At 74.2% G+C, this 16,008-nt stretch carries 16 protein-coding genes; 9 read left to right on the top strand and 7 right to left on the bottom strand.

The window, feature by feature from the left end; translation table 11 throughout:
- Nucleotides 1-130: 130 nt before the first annotated feature.
- On the bottom strand, nucleotides 131-1,009 hold the full coding sequence (locus AB0B02_RS19740) for a serine hydrolase (RefSeq protein WP_357302169.1): 879 nt from the start codon (nucleotides 1,007-1,009) through the stop codon (nucleotides 131-133).
- A gap of 38 nt (nucleotides 1,010-1,047) precedes the next feature.
- Between AB0B02_RS19740 and AB0B02_RS19745 the strand changes: the two genes are divergently transcribed.
- From AB0B02_RS19745 to AB0B02_RS19760, 4 genes are all read left to right on the top strand, one after another.
- Nucleotides 1,048-2,025: a LysR substrate-binding domain-containing protein gene (locus AB0B02_RS19745; protein WP_281936190.1), complete on the top strand. Its 978-nt coding sequence runs from the start codon at nucleotides 1,048-1,050 to the stop codon at nucleotides 2,023-2,025.
- Nucleotides 2,026-2,065: 40 nt separating this feature from the next.
- Nucleotides 2,066-3,235 (top strand): endonuclease, encoded by a 1,170-nt coding sequence (locus AB0B02_RS19750; protein ID WP_357302172.1) that lies wholly within the window; start codon nucleotides 2,066-2,068, stop codon nucleotides 3,233-3,235.
- Nucleotides 3,236-3,367: 132 nt separating this feature from the next.
- Nucleotides 3,368-4,222 carry an aldo/keto reductase gene (locus AB0B02_RS19755; protein ID WP_357302531.1) on the top strand — a complete coding sequence of 285 codons (855 nt, stop codon included), beginning with the start codon at nucleotides 3,368-3,370 and terminating at the stop codon, nucleotides 4,220-4,222.
- Between the two features lie 295 nt (nucleotides 4,223-4,517).
- Complete coding sequence (locus AB0B02_RS19760; RefSeq protein ID WP_357302175.1) at nucleotides 4,518-5,501, top strand: aldo/keto reductase; 984 nt, start codon at nucleotides 4,518-4,520, stop codon at nucleotides 5,499-5,501.
- 13 nt (nucleotides 5,502-5,514) lie between these two features.
- Here AB0B02_RS19760 and AB0B02_RS19765 read toward each other — a convergent pair whose 3' ends face one another.
- Entirely contained in the window at nucleotides 5,515-6,015 is a 501-nt protein-coding gene (locus tag AB0B02_RS19765; protein ID WP_281936194.1) for a GNAT family N-acetyltransferase, read from the bottom strand.
- 103 nt (nucleotides 6,016-6,118) lie between these two features.
- Here AB0B02_RS19765 and AB0B02_RS19770 point away from each other — a divergent pair, with 103 nt between their 5' ends.
- The 3 genes from AB0B02_RS19770 to AB0B02_RS19780 are packed head-to-tail and all read left to right on the top strand — an operon-like array spanning nucleotide 6,119 to nucleotide 8,569.
- A complete protein-coding gene (locus AB0B02_RS19770; RefSeq protein WP_281936196.1) occupies nucleotides 6,119-6,712 on the top strand; it encodes an NAD(P)H-dependent oxidoreductase in 594 nt (197 codons plus the stop codon).
- Entirely contained in the window at nucleotides 6,705-7,718 is a 1,014-nt protein-coding gene (locus tag AB0B02_RS19775) for an ATP-binding cassette domain-containing protein (protein WP_281936198.1), read from the top strand. The genes AB0B02_RS19770 and AB0B02_RS19775 overlap by 8 nt, the downstream gene beginning before the upstream one ends.
- Nucleotides 7,715-8,569 carry an ABC transporter permease gene (locus AB0B02_RS19780; RefSeq protein WP_357302180.1) on the top strand — a complete coding sequence of 285 codons (855 nt, stop codon included), beginning with the start codon at nucleotides 7,715-7,717 and terminating at the stop codon, nucleotides 8,567-8,569. The genes AB0B02_RS19775 and AB0B02_RS19780 overlap by 4 nt, the downstream gene beginning before the upstream one ends.
- A gap of 65 nt (nucleotides 8,570-8,634) precedes the next feature.
- Here the strand turns inward: AB0B02_RS19780 and AB0B02_RS19785 are convergent, their stop codons facing one another.
- Nucleotides 8,635-12,006 (bottom strand): AAA family ATPase, encoded by a 3,372-nt coding sequence (locus tag AB0B02_RS19785; RefSeq protein WP_357302183.1) that lies wholly within the window; start codon nucleotides 12,004-12,006, stop codon nucleotides 8,635-8,637.
- 124 nt (nucleotides 12,007-12,130) lie between these two features.
- On the opposite strand from AB0B02_RS19785, the gene AB0B02_RS19790 reads away from it, so the two are divergent.
- Nucleotides 12,131-12,703, top strand: coding sequence for a dihydrofolate reductase family protein (locus tag AB0B02_RS19790; RefSeq protein WP_357302534.1), 573 nt, complete (start codon nucleotides 12,131-12,133; stop codon nucleotides 12,701-12,703).
- 79 nt (nucleotides 12,704-12,782) lie between these two features.
- Here AB0B02_RS19790 and AB0B02_RS19795 read toward each other — a convergent pair whose 3' ends face one another.
- The 4 genes from AB0B02_RS19795 to AB0B02_RS19810 form a co-directional block, all read right to left on the bottom strand.
- Nucleotides 12,783-13,187, bottom strand: coding sequence for a hypothetical protein (locus tag AB0B02_RS19795; RefSeq protein ID WP_281936204.1), 405 nt, complete (start codon nucleotides 13,185-13,187; stop codon nucleotides 12,783-12,785).
- Entirely contained in the window at nucleotides 13,184-13,444 is a 261-nt protein-coding gene (locus AB0B02_RS19800; RefSeq protein ID WP_281936205.1) for a hypothetical protein, read from the bottom strand. Before AB0B02_RS19800 ends, AB0B02_RS19795 begins: the two co-directional genes overlap by 4 nt.
- Before the next feature lie 14 nt (nucleotides 13,445-13,458).
- The gene (locus tag AB0B02_RS19805) at nucleotides 13,459-14,166 is read right to left on the bottom strand and encodes a hypothetical protein (protein ID WP_357302187.1); all 708 of its coding nucleotides are present in this window, start codon (nucleotides 14,164-14,166) and stop codon (nucleotides 13,459-13,461) included.
- Nucleotides 14,167-14,300: 134 nt separating this feature from the next.
- On the bottom strand, nucleotides 14,301-15,140 hold the full coding sequence (locus tag AB0B02_RS19810) for a helix-turn-helix transcriptional regulator (RefSeq protein WP_281936209.1): 840 nt from the start codon (nucleotides 15,138-15,140) through the stop codon (nucleotides 14,301-14,303).
- Between the two features lie 99 nt (nucleotides 15,141-15,239).
- Between AB0B02_RS19810 and AB0B02_RS19815 the strand changes: the two genes are divergently transcribed.
- Nucleotides 15,240-16,007, top strand: coding sequence for an SDR family NAD(P)-dependent oxidoreductase (locus AB0B02_RS19815; RefSeq protein ID WP_357302191.1), 768 nt, complete (start codon nucleotides 15,240-15,242; stop codon nucleotides 16,005-16,007).
- Nucleotide 16,008: the final 1 nt, after the last annotated feature.

Consider the following 16,008-nt stretch of genomic DNA (forward strand, 5'->3'; position numbering starts at 1 on the left):
GTGGATCGGTAGGCCCACCCCACCACCGCACCGGCGACGGCGTCCAAGATCGAACGGCGGAAGGATCGATATCCGTTTCGATATGACCGCAGGTCGGAGCCGGTAACCCCGAGGGCCGGCGGTCCGGAAATCAGCGCAGCGACTCGACCGCGGCCCGGGCGGCCTCCCCCATCGCCAGGTCCACGTGGATCCGGCGGGTACCGAGCTGATCGGTGCGCACCAGGACCGCGATGGCGTACCGGGCGCCGTCGGGATACTCCGCGACACCGGCCTCCAGGTGGAGGCCGGGCAGCGTGCCGGTCTTGCCGGCGACCCGGACGCCGGGTGGGAAGCCCGCCGTGAGCCGGGTCCAGAAGAGCTGCCGGCCCATCAACTCCCGGACCGTCGCGCAGGCCTCCGCCGGTCCGGCCTCGTCCCGCCAGACCAGGCGCAGCAGCCGGGTCAGCTCCCGGACGGTGCTGGAGGAGGTGTGTTCCGGGTCGAAGACCCGCATCGCCCGGATCCGCTCCGGCGACAGGGTGGGGAAGATCCGCGCGAAGTCCGCCTCGGTACGCGCGCCGACGTCGGCGAGCATCGTCTCGACCAGTTGCCGGGGACCGCCGACGATCCGGGTACGCGGCAGGTCCAGCTCCGCGGCCAGCATCGACGGCACGTCCGGGCCGACCCGGCGCAGCAGCAGTTCGGCCGCCGCGTTGTCGCTCACCGACATGGCGAGGTACGCGAGGTCGCGCAGGGACATCTCCACGTCGTCGGCGCAGCCGGCCACCCCCCAGCCGCCGAGCCGGTCGGCGGCGCCGACCAGCACCCGCTCGGTCGGGTCGAGCTGGCCGGCGGCGACCTGCCGGGCGAACTCCAGCACCAGCAGGATCTTGAAGACGGACGCGATGACGATCTGCTCGTCGGCACGCAGCGCCACCTCGCGCGACGGGTCGTCCACGTCGGCGACGTGCAGGCACCCGCTCAGCCCGGCCCGTCCGAAGATCTCCCCGACCCGTTGCGCCGCATCCACGCCGACACGGTAACCAGCGCGGACGCTAGGGTGCGCGGGTGGACCTGCTGCGACACCTGCGGCACTTCGTGGTGGTCGCCCGGGAGCTGCACTTCGGCCGGGCCGCCGACACGTTGGGCATGGCGCAGCCGCCGTTGAGCCAGTCGATCCGGCGGCTGGAGCGGGAGCTGGGCACCGCGCTCTTCGACCGTTCGCAACGGCAGGTCCGCCTCACCACCGCCGGCCAGTTGCTGCTCGGCGAGGCGGACGACCTGCTCGCCGGCGAACGCCGACTGCGCCACCTCGCCGACCAGGTGCGCCGGGGCGCGCTCGGTGTGCTGCGCGTCGGCGTACCCCCGGAGACGCCGGCGGTGACGGTGCGCGCGTTGCTCGACGGGCTGGCCGCCCGCGCACCCGGGCTCGACCTTGATCTGCACGAGCTGACCAGCGCCGAGCAGCGGCGGATGCTGGCGGAGGGACGGCTGGACGTCGGCCTGCTGCACCATCCGGTCGAGGAGGCCGGACTGCGGTTCGGGAAGCCGGTGGACGTGCCGGTCGGGGCGTTGCTGCCCCGGACCTCGCCGCTGGCCCGGGCCCGTGAGGTCGCGCTTGCCGACCTGGCCGGTCTGGATCTGGTCACCGCGCCACCGGCCACCGCCCCCGGCTGGCACGAGCACCTGCTGACGGTGTGCCGGCAGCACGGTTTCGTCCCGCCCCGGGTTCGCCCGGCGCGCAACCCCGAGTTCCTGTTCGGGTTGCTCCTGGCCGGCGGGGCGGTGGCCGTCGAGCCGGCGGCCCTGGCGCGGCGGGAACCGCGTATCGCCTGGCGACCGCTCGTCGGCGCGCCGCTGGCCCGACGGATCTCCGCCGTCTGGCCGGACCGGGCGGCGCACCCGGCAGCGCCGATGGTCGGCCGGCTCGCCGCCGAGGTGCTGGCCGCGGCGGAGACGCCGGCCGGGCCGGCGTTCGTCGCCCCGTCGGCCCGCCCCTGGCCGGTGCTGTTCGAGGCCGGTCGGGACGGAAAGTTGTCGCCGTGATCTCCCGGAGTTCACCCGACACCGAATAGCATCGCTGGGCATGAATATGAGGAGCGTCACCCGCTCGCGATCCGGGCGGCTGATCGCGGCGGTCGTGCTGACCGTCACCGTCGCGACCCCACTCGCGGTGACCCACGCCGCGTCGGCGGCCACCACGCTGACCGTGGCGCAGGCGCTGGCCGCCCAGGACGGCCGCGCCGCCACCGTCACCGGCTACGTCATCGGCCAGCCGACCGCGACGAACACGGTGATCACGTCCGGCTTCACCGCGGACACCGCGATCGCGATCGCCGACCAGGCCACCGAGACCGGCACCGGCCGGATGCTGTACGTGCAGGTGACCGCCGCCTGGCGGACCACCTTCGGGCTGCTCGCCAACCCCTCCCTGCGGGGCCGGCAGGTGACCGCGACCGGCACGCTGACCGCGTACTTCAGCCACGGCGGCCTGAAGAACCCGACCGCGATGAGCCTCGGCGGCGGGACCACCCCGAGCCCGACCCCGAGCCCGACCGGCACCGCCTCGCCCACCGACTACTACGCCGCCGCGACCGGCAGGACCGGGCCGGCGCTGCGCACCGCCCTGCACACCATCATCAGGACCCAGACCAAGCTCACGTACGACCAGGTGTGGGACGCGCTCAAGGACACCGACCAGGACCCGGCGAACCCGGCCAACGTCATCCTGCTCTACAGCGGGCGCTCGCAGAGCAAGACCAGCAACGGCGGCGGCGTCGACGACTGGAACCGCGAGCACGTCTGGGCCAAGTCGCACGGCGACTTCGGCACCGCCACCGGCCCCGGCACCGACGTGCACCACCTGCGACCGGAGGACGTGTCGGTCAACTCGCTGCGCGGCAACAAGGACTTCGACGCCGGCGGCAGCGCGGTGGCCGAGGCGCCCGGCTGCTACACCGACGCCGACTCGTTCGAGCCGCGCAACGCGGTGAAGGGCGACGTCGCCCGGATGATCCTCTACATGGCGATCCGGTACGAGGGCGACGACGGCTGGCCGGACCTGGAGCCGAACGACTCGGTGGCCAACGGGACCACGCCCCGGCTCGGCCGGCTGTCGAAGCTGCTCGCCTGGAACGAACAGGATCCGCCGGACGCGTTCGAGCAGCGCCGCAACCAACGCATCTACGAGCGCTGGCAGGGCAACCGCAATCCGTTCGTCGACCACCCCGAGTGGGCGCGGTCCATCTGGGGCTGACGGCTTGTCCCAGATCACCCGCCGCCGGCCGTGAGGACGCCCGCCGAGCGGGTAGGAACCCCGGGTGGCACGGCCCGGGAGCCGCGTGGAAGCGCTTCCGGGCATCCCGGACGATCGGAGATGAGACACGACATGGCCGCCAACAGCGTTCCGGACATCTCGCTCAACGACGGCAACTCCATCCCGCAGCTCGGCTTCGGGGTGTACCAGATCGACCCCGGGGAGACCGCCCGAGCGGTCGGCACGGCGTTGGAGATCGGCTACCGGCACATCGACACCGCCCAGATGTACGGCAACGAGGCCGAGGTCGGGCAGGCGGTGCGCGCCTCCGGCCTGGACCGGGGCGACGTCTTCGTCACCAGCAAGCTGAACAACGGCTTCCACCGCCCGGACGACGCCCGCAAGGCGTTCGAGCGGTCGCTGCGGGAGATGAAGTTCGACTACCTCGACCTGTTCCTGATCCACTGGCCGCTGCCCACGCTCTACGACGGCGACTTCGTCTCCACCTGGAAGGTGCTGGAGGAGTTCCAACGTGACGGCCGGGTGCGGTCGATCGGCGTGTCCAACTTCCAGGTGGCGCACCTGGAGCGGCTGGCCGCCGAGGCGGACGTGGTGCCGGCGGTGAACCAGGTCGAGGCGCACCCGTACTTCGGCAACGAGGCGGTGCGGTCGTACGACCGGGCGCACCAGATCGGCACCGAGGCGTGGTCGCCTATCGCGCAGGGCAAGGTGCTCGACGACCCGACCGTGGTCGACGTCGCCGAGCAGGTCGGGCGGACCCCGGCCCAGGTGGTGCTGCGCTGGCACGTGCAGCGCGGCGACATCGTCTTCCCGAAGTCGACCACGCCGAAGCGGATCGAGGAGAACTTCGGCATCTTCGACTTCACGCTCGACGACGCCACGATGGACCGGCTCGGCGGCCTGGACCAGGGCGAGGCCGGTCGGCAGGGCCCCAACCCGGACACGTTCGACTACGTACCGGACTGAACCGGCCGGAGGAGGGGCCGACGTGGCCCCTCCTCCGGCCGTGCGGCGGGCCGACCCCCGTTTGACCGGCCCGCCGCCTCCTGGTTCCGCACCACCCGTCGAGGCGGGCGTCGTTGCCCTGCCATTGCAGACCACCACCCCCGGTACGCGCCAATGATTCGACGGTGCGCGAATGGTGTCGCCGCGCCGGCCGGCTCCCCGACGGGCTCGTCGGCCGGCCCCTGGCCGGCGTTTGACTTCGCGCGCGCTCGAAGGGGCAGGGTGGCGGAAACGCTCCGACGGGGAGGACCCAGACATGCGTCACCGCACCATCGGCACCGATCCGGCCACCCGCCGCGAGGTCAGCGTGCTCAGCCTCGGCGCGATGCTGTTCGGCACCGCCACCGACGAGGCCACCTCCTACGCCATCCTCGACCGGTACGTCGAGGCCGGGGGAACGTTCGTCGACACCTCGGACAACTACGCCTTCTGGCAGAACGGCGGCCAGGGCGGCGAGAGCGAGACGCTCCTCGGCCGCTGGCGGCGCAGCCGCGGGATCGGCGCCGAGATCGTCTTCGCCACCAAGCTCGGCGCCCGCCCGCTCGCGCCCGGCACCAGCTACCGGGACAACCCGGAGGGGTTGTCCGCCAAGGTGATCCGCGAGTCCGCCGAACGCAGCCGGGAACGGCTCGGCGTCGACCGGATCGACCTGCTCTACGCCCACATCGAGGACCGGACCGTTCCGCTGCGCGAGACGGTGGAGGGCTTCGCGGAGCTGGTCGCCGAGGGCACCGTCGGGCTGCTGGGCGCGAGCAACCACCGCGCCTGGCGGGTCGAGCGGGCCCGGGCCCTCGCGGCGGCGGCCGGGCTGCCCGGCTACGACGTGCTCCAGTACCACCGCAGCTATCTGCCGCCCCGGGTGGACCTGCCGAGCGAACTGGACCCGGACGGCCAGATCGGCTGGGCCGGCCCCGACCTGGTCAGCTACCTTCGGGCCGAGCCGCGGCTCACCCTGGTCGCGTACTCCCCGCTGCTCAAGGGCGCGTACGCGAAGCCGGAGCGGCTCGGCGAGGCGTACGCGCTGCCCGGCACGCCGGCCCGGCTGGCGGCGCTGCGCGCGGTGGCCGCCGAGACCGGCGCCACCGTCAACCAGGTGGTGCTGGCCTGGCTGATGGGCGGCGACGTGCCGGCGATCCCGCTTGTCGGTTTCTCCTCGGTGGCCCAGTTGGACGAGGCCCTGGCCGCGGTGGACCTGGAGCTGACCGCCGAGCAGCGGACGCGACTGGACACGGCGCACTGACCGACCGACCGGGTCAGCGCGTCAGGTCGATGCGCCAGTCGTTCGAGCGCATCAGGTGCCCCGGCGGGTATTCGAACTCCGTCGGGCCGAGCAGCGTGAACCCGGCCCGGCGGCACACCGCGTTCGACGCCGGGTTGTCCACCGACGGGTACGCGTGCGCGAAGCGCCGGTCGCCCACCGCCGAGGCGGCCGCCACCACCGCACGCACCGCCGCCGTCGCCAGCCCCCGCCCCTGGTGGGCCGGGAGCACCGCCCAGCCCATCTCGTACACCGGCTCGTCGCGCCAGTCACGCGGCCAGAAGCCGACGCTGCCCACCTTCGTCCCGTCCGGCGTGACCACCGTGAACATGGTCCCGCTGCGCGGGCCCGTCCCGCGCACGTAGCGCTCGTGGCGGGCGCGCACCTGCTCGTCGGTCTCCGGGCCGCCGGTGTGCGCCCGCACCTCGGGACTGTTAAGCGCCCGCAGCAACGCCAGGTCGTCGGTGCTCCAGCGGAGAATGCGTACCTCGGTCATCCACCGATTCGACCAGAGACCCCCGACGAAACGGCCCGCCAGATCCGATCTGGCGGGCCTTCTGGCGCCTACCGGTCGAGGCCGGCAGCGAGGGAGGGGCGGCATGACACCGTTACGGCTCGCCGTGCTCGTCGGCAGCACCCGGGAGGGCCGGGTCGGCGACCGGATCGCCAGGTGGTTCGCCGACCAGGCCCGCCACCGCGCCGGGCTGGTCGTGCGGGAGATCGACCTGGCCGGGTACGACTTCCCGGCCGCCCTGCCCGCCGAGCCCACGCCGGCGATGCGGGAGTTCGTCCGGCAGGTGGCGGAGGCGGAGGCGTTCGTCGTGGTCACCCCGGAGTACAACCACAGCTTCCCGGCCTCGTTGAAACAGGCGATCGACTTCGCGTACGACGAGTGGCAGGCCAAGCCGGTCGGCTTCGTCTCGTACGGCTACCGGTCGGTCGGCCGGTACGCGGTCGAGCAGCTCCGGACCGTCTTCACCGCGCTGCACGCGACGACCGTGCGGGACACCGTCGGCGTCGACCTGCTCGACGGCGGGCTGCCCGACGGGCACGTCGAGGAACGGCTCCGGCAGGACGTCCGGGTGCTCCTCGACGAGCTGTGCTGGTGGGGCCTGGCGTTGCGCGAGGGGCGCGCGGCCCGCCCGTACGCATGCGGGGAACCATCCATGGAGAGAGGTAGTGATCATGAGTAACCGGAACACCGGGCTGGCCGTCGAGGCCGACGGCCTGACCCGGTCGTTCGGCTCGACCCGGGCGCTCGACGGCCTGGACCTGCGGGTCCCCGCCGGCGCCGTCTACGGGATGCTCGGGCCCAACGGCGCCGGCAAGACCACCGCCGTACGCGTGCTGGCGACGCTGCTGCGTCCGGACGGCGGCACCGCCCGGGTCTTCGGCCACGACGTGGTCACCGAGGCCGACGCGGTCCGCGCCCGGATGAGCCTGACCGGCCAGTACGCCTCGCTCGACGAGGACCTCACCGGCGCGGAGAACCTGGTCCTGCTGGGCCGGCTGCTCGGGCTGGGCCGCCCGGCGGCGCGGGAGCGGGCCGAGGCGCTGCTCGCCGCGTTCGGGCTGACCGAGGCCGCCGGCCGGCAGGTGAAGAAGTACTCCGGCGGGATGCGGCGGCGCATCGACATCGCGGCGAGCATCCTGAACACGCCGGACCTGCTGTTCCTGGACGAGCCGACCACCGGGCTGGACCCGCGCAGCCGCAACCAGGTGTGGGAGATCGTCCGGGCGGTGGTGGCGCACGGCACCACGGTGCTGCTGACCACGCAGTACCTGGACGAGGCGGACCAGCTCGCCGGCCGGATCGCGGTCGTCGACCACGGTCGGGTGATCGCGGAGGGCACCCCGGGCGAGCTGAAGTCGTCGGTCGGGTCGGGCACCGTCCACGTGCGACTGCGCGACGCCGGGCAGCGGCCCCGGGCCGAGCAGGTGCTGCGGACGACGTTGAACGTGCCGGTGCAGCTCGCCGCCGACCCGGTGGCGTTGACCGCCCGGGTCGGCGAGGACGGCACCGACCTGGAGGCCGGTGAGCAGGCCGCCCGGGCGCTCGGCGAGCTGGCCCGGGCCGGCATCGTGGTGGACGACTTCTCCCTCGGCCAGCCCAGCCTGGACGAGGTGTTCCTGGCCCTGACCGACCACCCGGCCGTCGCGGCGGACGACCGGCACGACGAGCTGGAGGCGGCCCGATGAGCGACACCGCGACCACCACCGGGCGGGCCCCGTCCGTCTACGTGCCCTCCACCGAGGCGTTGGCCACCGTGCTCGCCCCCGGGGAGCGGCCGGCGCCACCGGGGCCGCTGTCGGCGTCGCTGACGTTCGGCTGGCGGGCCGTGCTGAAGATCAAGCACGTGCCGGAGCAGTTGTTCGACGTGACCGCGTTCCCGATCATCATGGTGCTGATGTTCACGTACCTGTTCGGCGGCGCGCTCGCCGACAGCCCGCGCGCGTATCTCCAGTTCTTCCTGCCCGGCATCATGGTCACCAGCGTCGTGATGATCACCATGTACACCGGGCTCGGGCTGAACAACGACATCGAGAAGGGCGTCTTCGACCGGATCCGGACGCTGCCGGTGTGGCGGCCGGCGGCGCTGGTCGGCATGATCTTCGGCGACGTGCTGCGGTACATCCTGGCCGCGGTGGTCATCCTCGCCGTGGGGCTGGTGCTCGGTTTCCGTCCCGACGGCGGGCTGCCCGGCGTGCTGGCCGGCATCGGCCTGCTGGTGGTCTTCTCGTTCGCGTTCTCCTGGGTGTGGACGTTCTTCGGCCTGGTGCTGCGCAGCGAGAAGTCGGTGATGGGCGTCAGCATGATGGTGCTGTTCCCGCTGACGTTCCTGAGCAACGTGTTCGTCGAGCCGGCCACCATGCCGGGCTGGTTGCAGGCGTTCGTCAAGGTCAACCCGGTGACCCACCTGGTCGCCTCGGTCCGGGCCGCGATGGCCGGCGCCACGGACGCCACGAACACCATGTGGCTGCTGCTGTGGAGCGCCGGGTTCGTGGTGGTGTTCGGCACGCTGACCATGCGCCGCTACAACCGCCGCTGACCCGGGGGTGGCGGGGCCCGGACGCTCCGGGTCCCGCCGCTCCGGCGTGGGAACACCGGTCGGGCTCAGAGTCGCCAGCGCACCGGCTCGGCCGGCAGGTACCGACAGGTGCCGCCGGTGGTGACCGACTCGCGCAGGTGGGCGGCGAGCACCGGGTGCCGCTGCTCGATCCGGCGCAGCGTGTCGCGGATCCGGCCGGTCACCGCCTTGCGCGCCCGCTCGGCCTGGTCGCCGAGGCGGCGGCTGCGCCCGGCCAGCCCGGCGGCGGCGCGCAGCTGGTCGAGCAGCGCCGCGCGCTCGGCGTCCAGGGCCGCCAGCCGCCGCGCGTCGTCGCGCAGCGCCGCCCGGTCGATCTCGTCGTCGAGCCGCCGCAGGTGCTGCCGGTAGCGCGCCTTCGCTTCGTCGTCGAGCACCGGGTCGGCGCCGAGGCGGCGGGCGGCGACCAGTTCCGCGCCGGCCGCCGGGTCGAGCAGCTCGACCGCGCGCACGTCCACACCGGGTCGGCTCAGCAGCAGCCGCAGGTCGTGCAGGCCCTTGGCGTCGGGCAGGTGCACCACCACGCCGGCGTAGGCGAGTCGCCACACCGGACCGTCGAGGCGGAACTCGGGCATGGCCGGGTCGGCGCCGTGCACCTCCGCGTCAGGGCCGTCGCCGGCCGTGGCACCGGATCGGCCGCTCGGGTCCGCACCGACCGTCATGGCGGCCCAACCGCTCATGCCGGGCCCACCTCCCAGGCCGCCCCGACCGGCGACACCCGACCTGGCCGCCGTGGTGGATCCGACCCGCGCGGCCCGGTCGGCCCGCGACGTCGACACGTCCACGTCGAGGTCGGCCGCCCGCGGGCCGGCCGCGGTGAGCCGCTCGATCACCTGGGCCATGCCCAACTCCCGCGCCTCGGCCACCGTCCCGGCCCACAACCGGGCCGCCTCGGCCGCGTCACCCGGCCCGCCGCGCCCGGCGAGCACGGTGACCAGCCCGGCCCGGCCGAGCACCGACCAGGGGCGGGCGCCCAGGCGGTCGGCGGCGGCCCGGGCCGCCGCGTAGCCGGCGACCGCGTCGTCCCACCGCCGTTCCGCCGCGTCCACGGTGGCCAGCCAGAGGTCGACCGGGCCGCCGATGTCGCAGCCGAACAGCGCGACCATCCACCGTCCGCGGTGCGGCGCCAGGGCCGCCCGTGCCTCGGCGCAGCGACGGGGGTCGCCGTCCACGGCCGCCGCCTGGGCCCGCAGCCGCAGCCACAGCGCCGACACCGGCCGGGGGTACGCTGTGTCGGCGGCCTCGATGCCGCCGACCAGCCGGAGCACGGTGTCGGCGTCGCCGCGCTCGGCGGCGGTGATCGCCCGCAGCAGCTCCACCTGCGGATGGTTGGCCGCGCCGGGCCGGTCGAGCACGGCCTCGGCCTCGGCGAGCCGCCCGCGCAGCAGAAGCAGGGACCAGCGCAGGTGGTGGGCCATGAAGGCGTGGTCGGAGTGCTCCCACTCGCCGTAACCGTCCATCTCGGCGTAGCACGCGTCGGCGGCGTCGAAGTCGCCCCGGAAGGCGGCGATGATGCCGCTGTCCACGGCCGCCGCCATCCGTTGCCGGGCCACGTCGCCCGCCCGGCAGCCGGCGACGAACGCGGCCAGCTCGTCCCGGTACGCCGGGTCACCCAGCTCCAGCAGCGCCACCCAGCGCAGCGACGTGGCCCACAGCTCGGTGTCCCGGTCGCCGCCGCGGCGGGCCACCTCGCGGATCTCGGCGGTGACCACGGCCCGCTCCTCGGCCGTGCCGAGCCCCCAGGTGGTGTCGTGGCGGGCCCACAGGCTGAACGTGAGCGCCTCGTCGTCCCGGCCGTGCCGGGCGAGCGTCTCGGTCGCGGTGATCAGGTCGGTGACCAGGGCACGTGTCGACCGCTCCGGCTCGGGCGGGCCGATCAACCGCTGGTACGCCTCCCGCACCAGCGCGTCGGCGTCGAGCCGGCGCCGGGTGGCCGAGTGCTGGCTGTGGACGGTGAGCGCCACCCGGGCCAGCACGGCCGGCTCAGCCAGCCCTCGGGCCAGCGCGGCGGCGTCGACGAGCAACTGCTCGGCCTCGCCCGGCGTGCCGGCGTGGTGCAGCAGCCCGGCCAGCTCCAGCAGCACCCGGACCCGCCGGACCGGCTCGTCGGTGAGGCTCAGCGCGCGCCGGAAGTGCCGCACCGACTCCTCCACGGCCAGCCGGCCGCTGGCGTCGCGCGCGGCGGTCAGCAGCAGGTCACCGGCGCGTACCGGATCCAGCTCGGGGCCCGCGAGCCAGGCGTGGCGGGCCAGGTCGGCGGCGATGGGCCGGCCGGCGAGCGCGTCGTCGGCGCGGTCGACGGCCCGGACCACGGCGGCGTGCCGGGCATGCCGCTCATGCTCGGACAGCCCGTCGTAGAGCGTCTCCCGGACCAGGTCGTGCACGAAGGCGAACCGGCCACCGCCGCCGGACAGCACCAGCCGGGCGGCGGCGGCCCGGTCGAGCAGCCGGTCGACCTGCGCGGCCGGAGCGGGCACGCAGGCGGCCAGCGTCATCCGGTGGAACTCGCGCCCCAGCACGGCGGCCACGGTCAGCGCCTCGACCACCGGGGCGGGTAGCTGGTCGAGCCGGCGCCGCACCGCCTCGCGTACGCCGGGGGCGATGGTGTCGGCCAGGCCGTCGGTGTGCCAGAGCCGGGCGGTCTGCTCGACGAAGAACGGGTTGCCGCCGGTGCGGCGGTGCACCTCGTCGACGAGCGCCGCGCCCGGTTCCCGGCCGGCGGTGCGGCGGATCAGCGCGGCCACCTCGTCGCGGCCCAGGCCGGTCAGCGTGACGGTGGTGGCCTTCGCGGCCAACGGCAGCAGCAGCGGGCGCAGCCGGTGGTCGTCGGCCTCCACCTCGGCGTCGCGATAGGTGCCGATCACCAGCAGCCGCTCGAACCAGGTGTGCTGGGTGGCGAACCGGAGCAGCCGCAACGACGCCGGGTCGGCCCAGTGCAGGTCGTCGAGGACCACCACGACCGGCCGGTGCTGGGCGACCGCGACCAGCGCGCCGGTCACCGCGTCGTGCCGGGCGAACTCGTCCCGCCCGCCGTCGTCACCCGGCTCGACCGGGTCGTTGTCGGCGGCGTGCTCGCCGAGCAGGGCCGCCAGCCCGGCGTCGGCGGCCTCCCTGGCGGGCGCGGCGTCGCCGGTGGCCCGGGCCAGCCGGCGCAGCACCTGCACCCAGGGCCAGTAGTCGGGGGCGGTGTCGGAATCCCAGCAGGCGGCGCCGAGCACCAGCGCCCCGCGTCGGCGGGCCTCGTCGGCGGCGGCCGAGACCAGGGTGGTCTTGCCGATGCCCGGCTCACCGGTGACCAGGACCAGACCGCCGTGGCTGTCGACCACGCGCGCCACCTCGGCGCGCAGCAACCCGGCCGGGTGCTCCCGCCCGATGATCCCCTCGCCGAACCGCGGCTCCATGACCTCCCGACGCTAGTCGACCGGTCCGACAGGCGGCGACGCCGCGGTCTCAAGGCGCCAGAACATCGTCCCGATGTGTCAGGCTGTGGTCCAGATAGGCCGGAGAAGGAGAGAATCTGTGCTGATGTACTCGATGAGCGTCTCGGTGGACGGCTTCGTCGCCGACCGCGCGGGCTCGTTCGACTGGACGGGCCCCGACGATGAGCTGATCCGGTTCCACCACGCGGAGGTGGGCCAGCTCGGCGGCTACCTGCTGGGCCGCCGGCTCTACGAGAACATGCTGGTGTGGGAGACGGATCCGGCGATGCGCGAGACCGAGATCGGGGCCGCGTTCGCCGACACCTGGCGCGACCTGCCGAAGGTCGTCTTCAGCCGTACGCTCGATGACGTCCAGGGTAACGCCCGGCTCGCCAAGGCGTCGGTGGCCGAGGAGATCGCCATGGCGCTGGACGCGACCGACAAGCCCGTCTCGATCGGCGGCACCGTGCTGGCCGGGGCCGCGATCGAGCTCGGCCTCGTCGACGAGCTGCGCATGTACCGGTGCCCGGTCGTGGTGGGTGGCGGCACGCCGTACCTGCCGCCGGTCACCGCCGACATCCCGCTGAACCTGGTCGAGACCAAGACGTTCAGCTCCCGCGTGATCTACGAGCGCTACCGCCGTGTCCACGACGGGTCACACCAGGTGTCCACCGGCTGACCGCTCCAGCAGCGGAGGCGAACGACACGGCCGCGAGGATCAGCGGCTGTGCGTGGCCGGGTCAAGCAGCCACCCGCGCTCACCGTGCGTCGGTGACCACGTGCGAGCAGGCCGGGCACGCCGCCGGCCCCTGCTCGGCGAACCATCGGCAGGTACGCCGGATCGCGCACTTCGGCAGCGTCTCCTCGGCCGGCGGGGCGGCCTCGGCGTACGAGGCGGCCATCCGGGCGCCCAGGCCGCAGTGCGAGCCGGTCCAGAAGCCGCAGGACGAGGTGACGCAGGGACCGGCGAGCCGGACCCGGGACTCGATCGGCCCGTCGGAGTCGTCGGCCCCGGCGAGCGCCACCTCGGCCGGCACGGCCGGCGTCACGTAGGCCACCCGGCCCGCCGGCGTGATCATGCCGAGGAACACGGTGGCGTTGGACGCCGGCGTGCTCGGGCACATCCGCTCCGGCGGGCCGGCCGATCGGGCGGCGTCGGTCACCGCTGGATCCAGAACCCGATGTCGTTGATCTTCTGCCCGAGGTCCTGCGCGGACACGCCGTCGAGCACCCAGAGCCCGTACCACTCGGGCCGCAGCTTGATGTTGCCGTGGCCGAGTGTGAGCGGGTTGACGAGCTTGGCGTTGGCGGTACGCAGCGCGGCCAGGCCGGCCTTCTGGATCTCGCCGGCGATCAGGGTCTGCTGGTCGGGTGTCAGGTCGACGCCGTCGACCACGAAGCGGAACTCGTTGCGGGCCATCTGTTTTCCTCCGGTCACTCGTACGATTCGGTGCCCAGCCCGCGACGCAGGCTGGTCCGGGTGAAGGCCGCCCAGCCGGCGTGCGAGCCGGCGTCGGCGGGCCGGCCGGCGCGGGCGAGGACCCGGCCGGCGTGCTCCCGCCAGCGGTCGGCGGTGGCCGCCGCGTCGCCCCACAGCCCACGGCAGGCGGCGACCGCGAAGGCGACCTGTTCCGGCGCGCCGGTGAAGCCGGCGGGCCCGTCGCCGATCCGGATCGTCCCGTCCGGCCGGACGCGCACGCTCGGGAAGTGGTGGTGCAGGCTGGCCAGCGTGGCCAGGTGCGTGGCGTCCCGCCGGGTGGCGGTGAAGCCGGCCCGCGGCTCGTCGTCGCGGCGGTAGCGGACCGCGTGCAGGTCCAGCGCGTCGCCGGCCGGCGCGACCCGGGCGACCACCTGCGTCGGCGCGCTCCAGGCGCGGGGGGAGTTCGCCGACCAGAACGCCAGCCAGGCGGCGAGCCGGTCGGAGAAGTCGGCCCGGATCCGGACCGCCGGCGCGGAACCGTCGGGCGCGCGCAACGCGGCGGTCGCGATCCGGTCCCGGGTCACCAGCGGCGTTCCGGCGCCGGCCGGGGCCGCGGCGGCGGGGCCGGGCGCGACGGCCAGACCGGTCAGGGTGAGCGTCGAGGCCGCCGCCGCGCCGGCGAGGAGTCGCCTGCGGTCGAGCGGATGTCTGTTGGTGTCCATTCTCGGCCCTTCGTCGGCGGCCAGTGGCCCGACGGTATCGACCGGAAGGGATCAGCAGAACACCCTGCGTGACGGGAGGTTGACACCGGAGCCGGGAATTCCCGGCGGCGTGAATAGCCGTTCCTGTGCCTGGTTCACGCCGGGAAACGCTCGTGCCCGAGCACGGCGAGCAGTCGCAGCTTCTCCGCGCCCTCGCTGCGCGGCGGCGCGGTGAGCACGAGCAGCGCCTGGGACTGGTCCTCGGTGAACAGCACCTGGCAGTCCAGCTCGATCGGGCCGAGTTCCGGGTGGATCAGCGTCTTGTGGTCGGCGTAGCGCTGCGCCACCTCGTGCCGCTCCCACAACCCGGCGAACTCGTCGCTGGCCGCGCGCAGCACCCGGACCAGCTCACCGGCGCGGGAGCGGGGACCCATCTGGCCGTACGCGGCACGCAGGTTGGCGACCTGTGCGCGGCTCTGCCGGTCGTGGTCGTCGACCGGGTAGCGGGCCCGCTCGGCCGGGTCGGTGAACCACCTGAAGATCCCGCTGCGGGCCGGCCCGGTGTGGCCGGTCCGCTCGCCGAGCAGCGCGGCGGCCAACCGGTTCTGCTCCAGCGTCTCCCCCAGGTTCGACAGGATCAGCGCCGGCGTGTCCGCCAGCCGGTCCAGCACCCGCAGCAGCGCCGGCGCGACGTGGGTGGCGGTGGAGACCGCCTCGGGCGGGCTGTGCCCGGCCACCCGGAACAGGTAGTCGCGTTCGTCGCCGGTCAACCGCAGCGCCCGGGCCAGCCCGGCGAGCAGGTTCGGGCTGGGCTGCGGGCCGCGCCGCTGCTCCAGCCGGGTGTAGTAGTCGGTGGACATGGCGGCGAGCGCGGCGACCTCCTCCCGCCGCAGGCCGGGGGCCCGCCGCCGGGCACCCGGCGGCAGCCCGACGTCACCGGGGCGCAGCGCCTCGCGGCGGCGGCGGAGGAAGTCGGCCAGGGCGATCCGGTCCATGATCCGAGTATCCGCCGCCGGGCGACGCGAACCAGGGATCCGGGATCCCCCGATCACGGAACTCTGCCCCGGCCACCACGGACCGGCCATGCTGGCGGCATGGACATCTCCGGGAACACCATCTTCATTCCGGGCGCCACCAGCGGGATCGGCCTGGCGCTGGCGCTCGCCCTGCGGGACCGGGGCAACACGGTGATCGTCGGCGGCCGGCGTACCGAGTTGCTCGACGAGATCGCCGCGACCCACCCGGGCCTGGACACCGTGCCGATCGACACGACCGACCCGGCGAGCATCACGGCGGCGGCGAAATCGGTGCTGGCCCGGCACCCGGACCTCAACGTCGTGGTGGCCATGGCCGGTGTGATGCGGATCGAGGACTGGCGCTCGCCCGAGACGTTCCTCGCCTCGGCCGAGGAGGTGGTGACCACCAACGTGCTCGGCCCGATCCGGCTGATCGGCGCGTTCGTCGAGCACCTGCGGCAGCGCGGGAACGCCACCATCGTCACCGTCTCGTCCGGCCTGGCGTTCGTGCCGCTGCGGGTCACCCCGAGCTACAACGCGTCCAAGGCCGCGATCCACATGCTCAGCGAGTCGATCCGGCTCCAGTTGGCCCCGACCGGCGTACGGGTGGTGGAGCTGGTGCCGCCGGCGGTGCGGACCGGGCTGCTGCCCGGGCAGGAGAGCAGCGAGTTCGCCATGCCGCTGGACGAGTTCGTGGCCGAGGTGGTGGCGTTGCTGGAGGCGCAGCCGGACGCCACGGAGATCCAGGTCGAGCGCGTGAAGTTCCTCCGGCACGCGGCGGCGCGTGGCGAGTACGACCGGGTGGTCGCCGAGCTGAACGCGGCCGATCCGCACGCCGCCACCTGAC

This window comes from Micromonospora sp. NPDC049240 (genome assembly GCF_040647835.1).
GTDB lineage: Bacteria > Actinomycetota > Actinomycetes > Mycobacteriales > Micromonosporaceae > Micromonospora.

Coding starts and splice junctions, on each gene's coding strand:
- AB0B02_RS19750 (WP_357302172.1), top strand. CDS start 2,066: ATGAATATGAGGAGCGTCACCCGCTCGCGATCCGGGCGGCTGATCGCG.
- AB0B02_RS19755 (WP_357302531.1), top strand. CDS start 3,368: ATGGCCGCCAACAGCGTTCCGGACATCTCGCTCAACGACGGCAACTCC.
- AB0B02_RS19760 (WP_357302175.1), top strand. CDS start 4,518: ATGCGTCACCGCACCATCGGCACCGATCCGGCCACCCGCCGCGAGGTC.
- AB0B02_RS19765 (WP_281936194.1), bottom strand. CDS start 6,015: ATGACCGAGGTACGCATTCTCCGCTGGAGCACCGACGACCTGGCGTTG.
- AB0B02_RS19770 (WP_281936196.1), top strand. CDS start 6,119: ATGACACCGTTACGGCTCGCCGTGCTCGTCGGCAGCACCCGGGAGGGC.
- AB0B02_RS19775 (WP_281936198.1), top strand. CDS start 6,705: ATGAGTAACCGGAACACCGGGCTGGCCGTCGAGGCCGACGGCCTGACC.
- AB0B02_RS19780 (WP_357302180.1), top strand. CDS start 7,715: ATGAGCGACACCGCGACCACCACCGGGCGGGCCCCGTCCGTCTACGTG.
- AB0B02_RS19785 (WP_357302183.1), bottom strand. CDS start 12,006: ATGGAGCCGCGGTTCGGCGAGGGGATCATCGGGCGGGAGCACCCGGCC.
- AB0B02_RS19790 (WP_357302534.1), top strand. CDS start 12,131: ATGTACTCGATGAGCGTCTCGGTGGACGGCTTCGTCGCCGACCGCGCG.
- AB0B02_RS19800 (WP_281936205.1), bottom strand. CDS start 13,444: ATGGCCCGCAACGAGTTCCGCTTCGTGGTCGACGGCGTCGACCTGACA.
- AB0B02_RS19805 (WP_357302187.1), bottom strand. CDS start 14,166: ATGGACACCAACAGACATCCGCTCGACCGCAGGCGACTCCTCGCCGGC.
- AB0B02_RS19810 (WP_281936209.1), bottom strand. CDS start 15,140: ATGGACCGGATCGCCCTGGCCGACTTCCTCCGCCGCCGCCGCGAGGCG.
- AB0B02_RS19815 (WP_357302191.1), top strand. CDS start 15,240: ATGGACATCTCCGGGAACACCATCTTCATTCCGGGCGCCACCAGCGGG.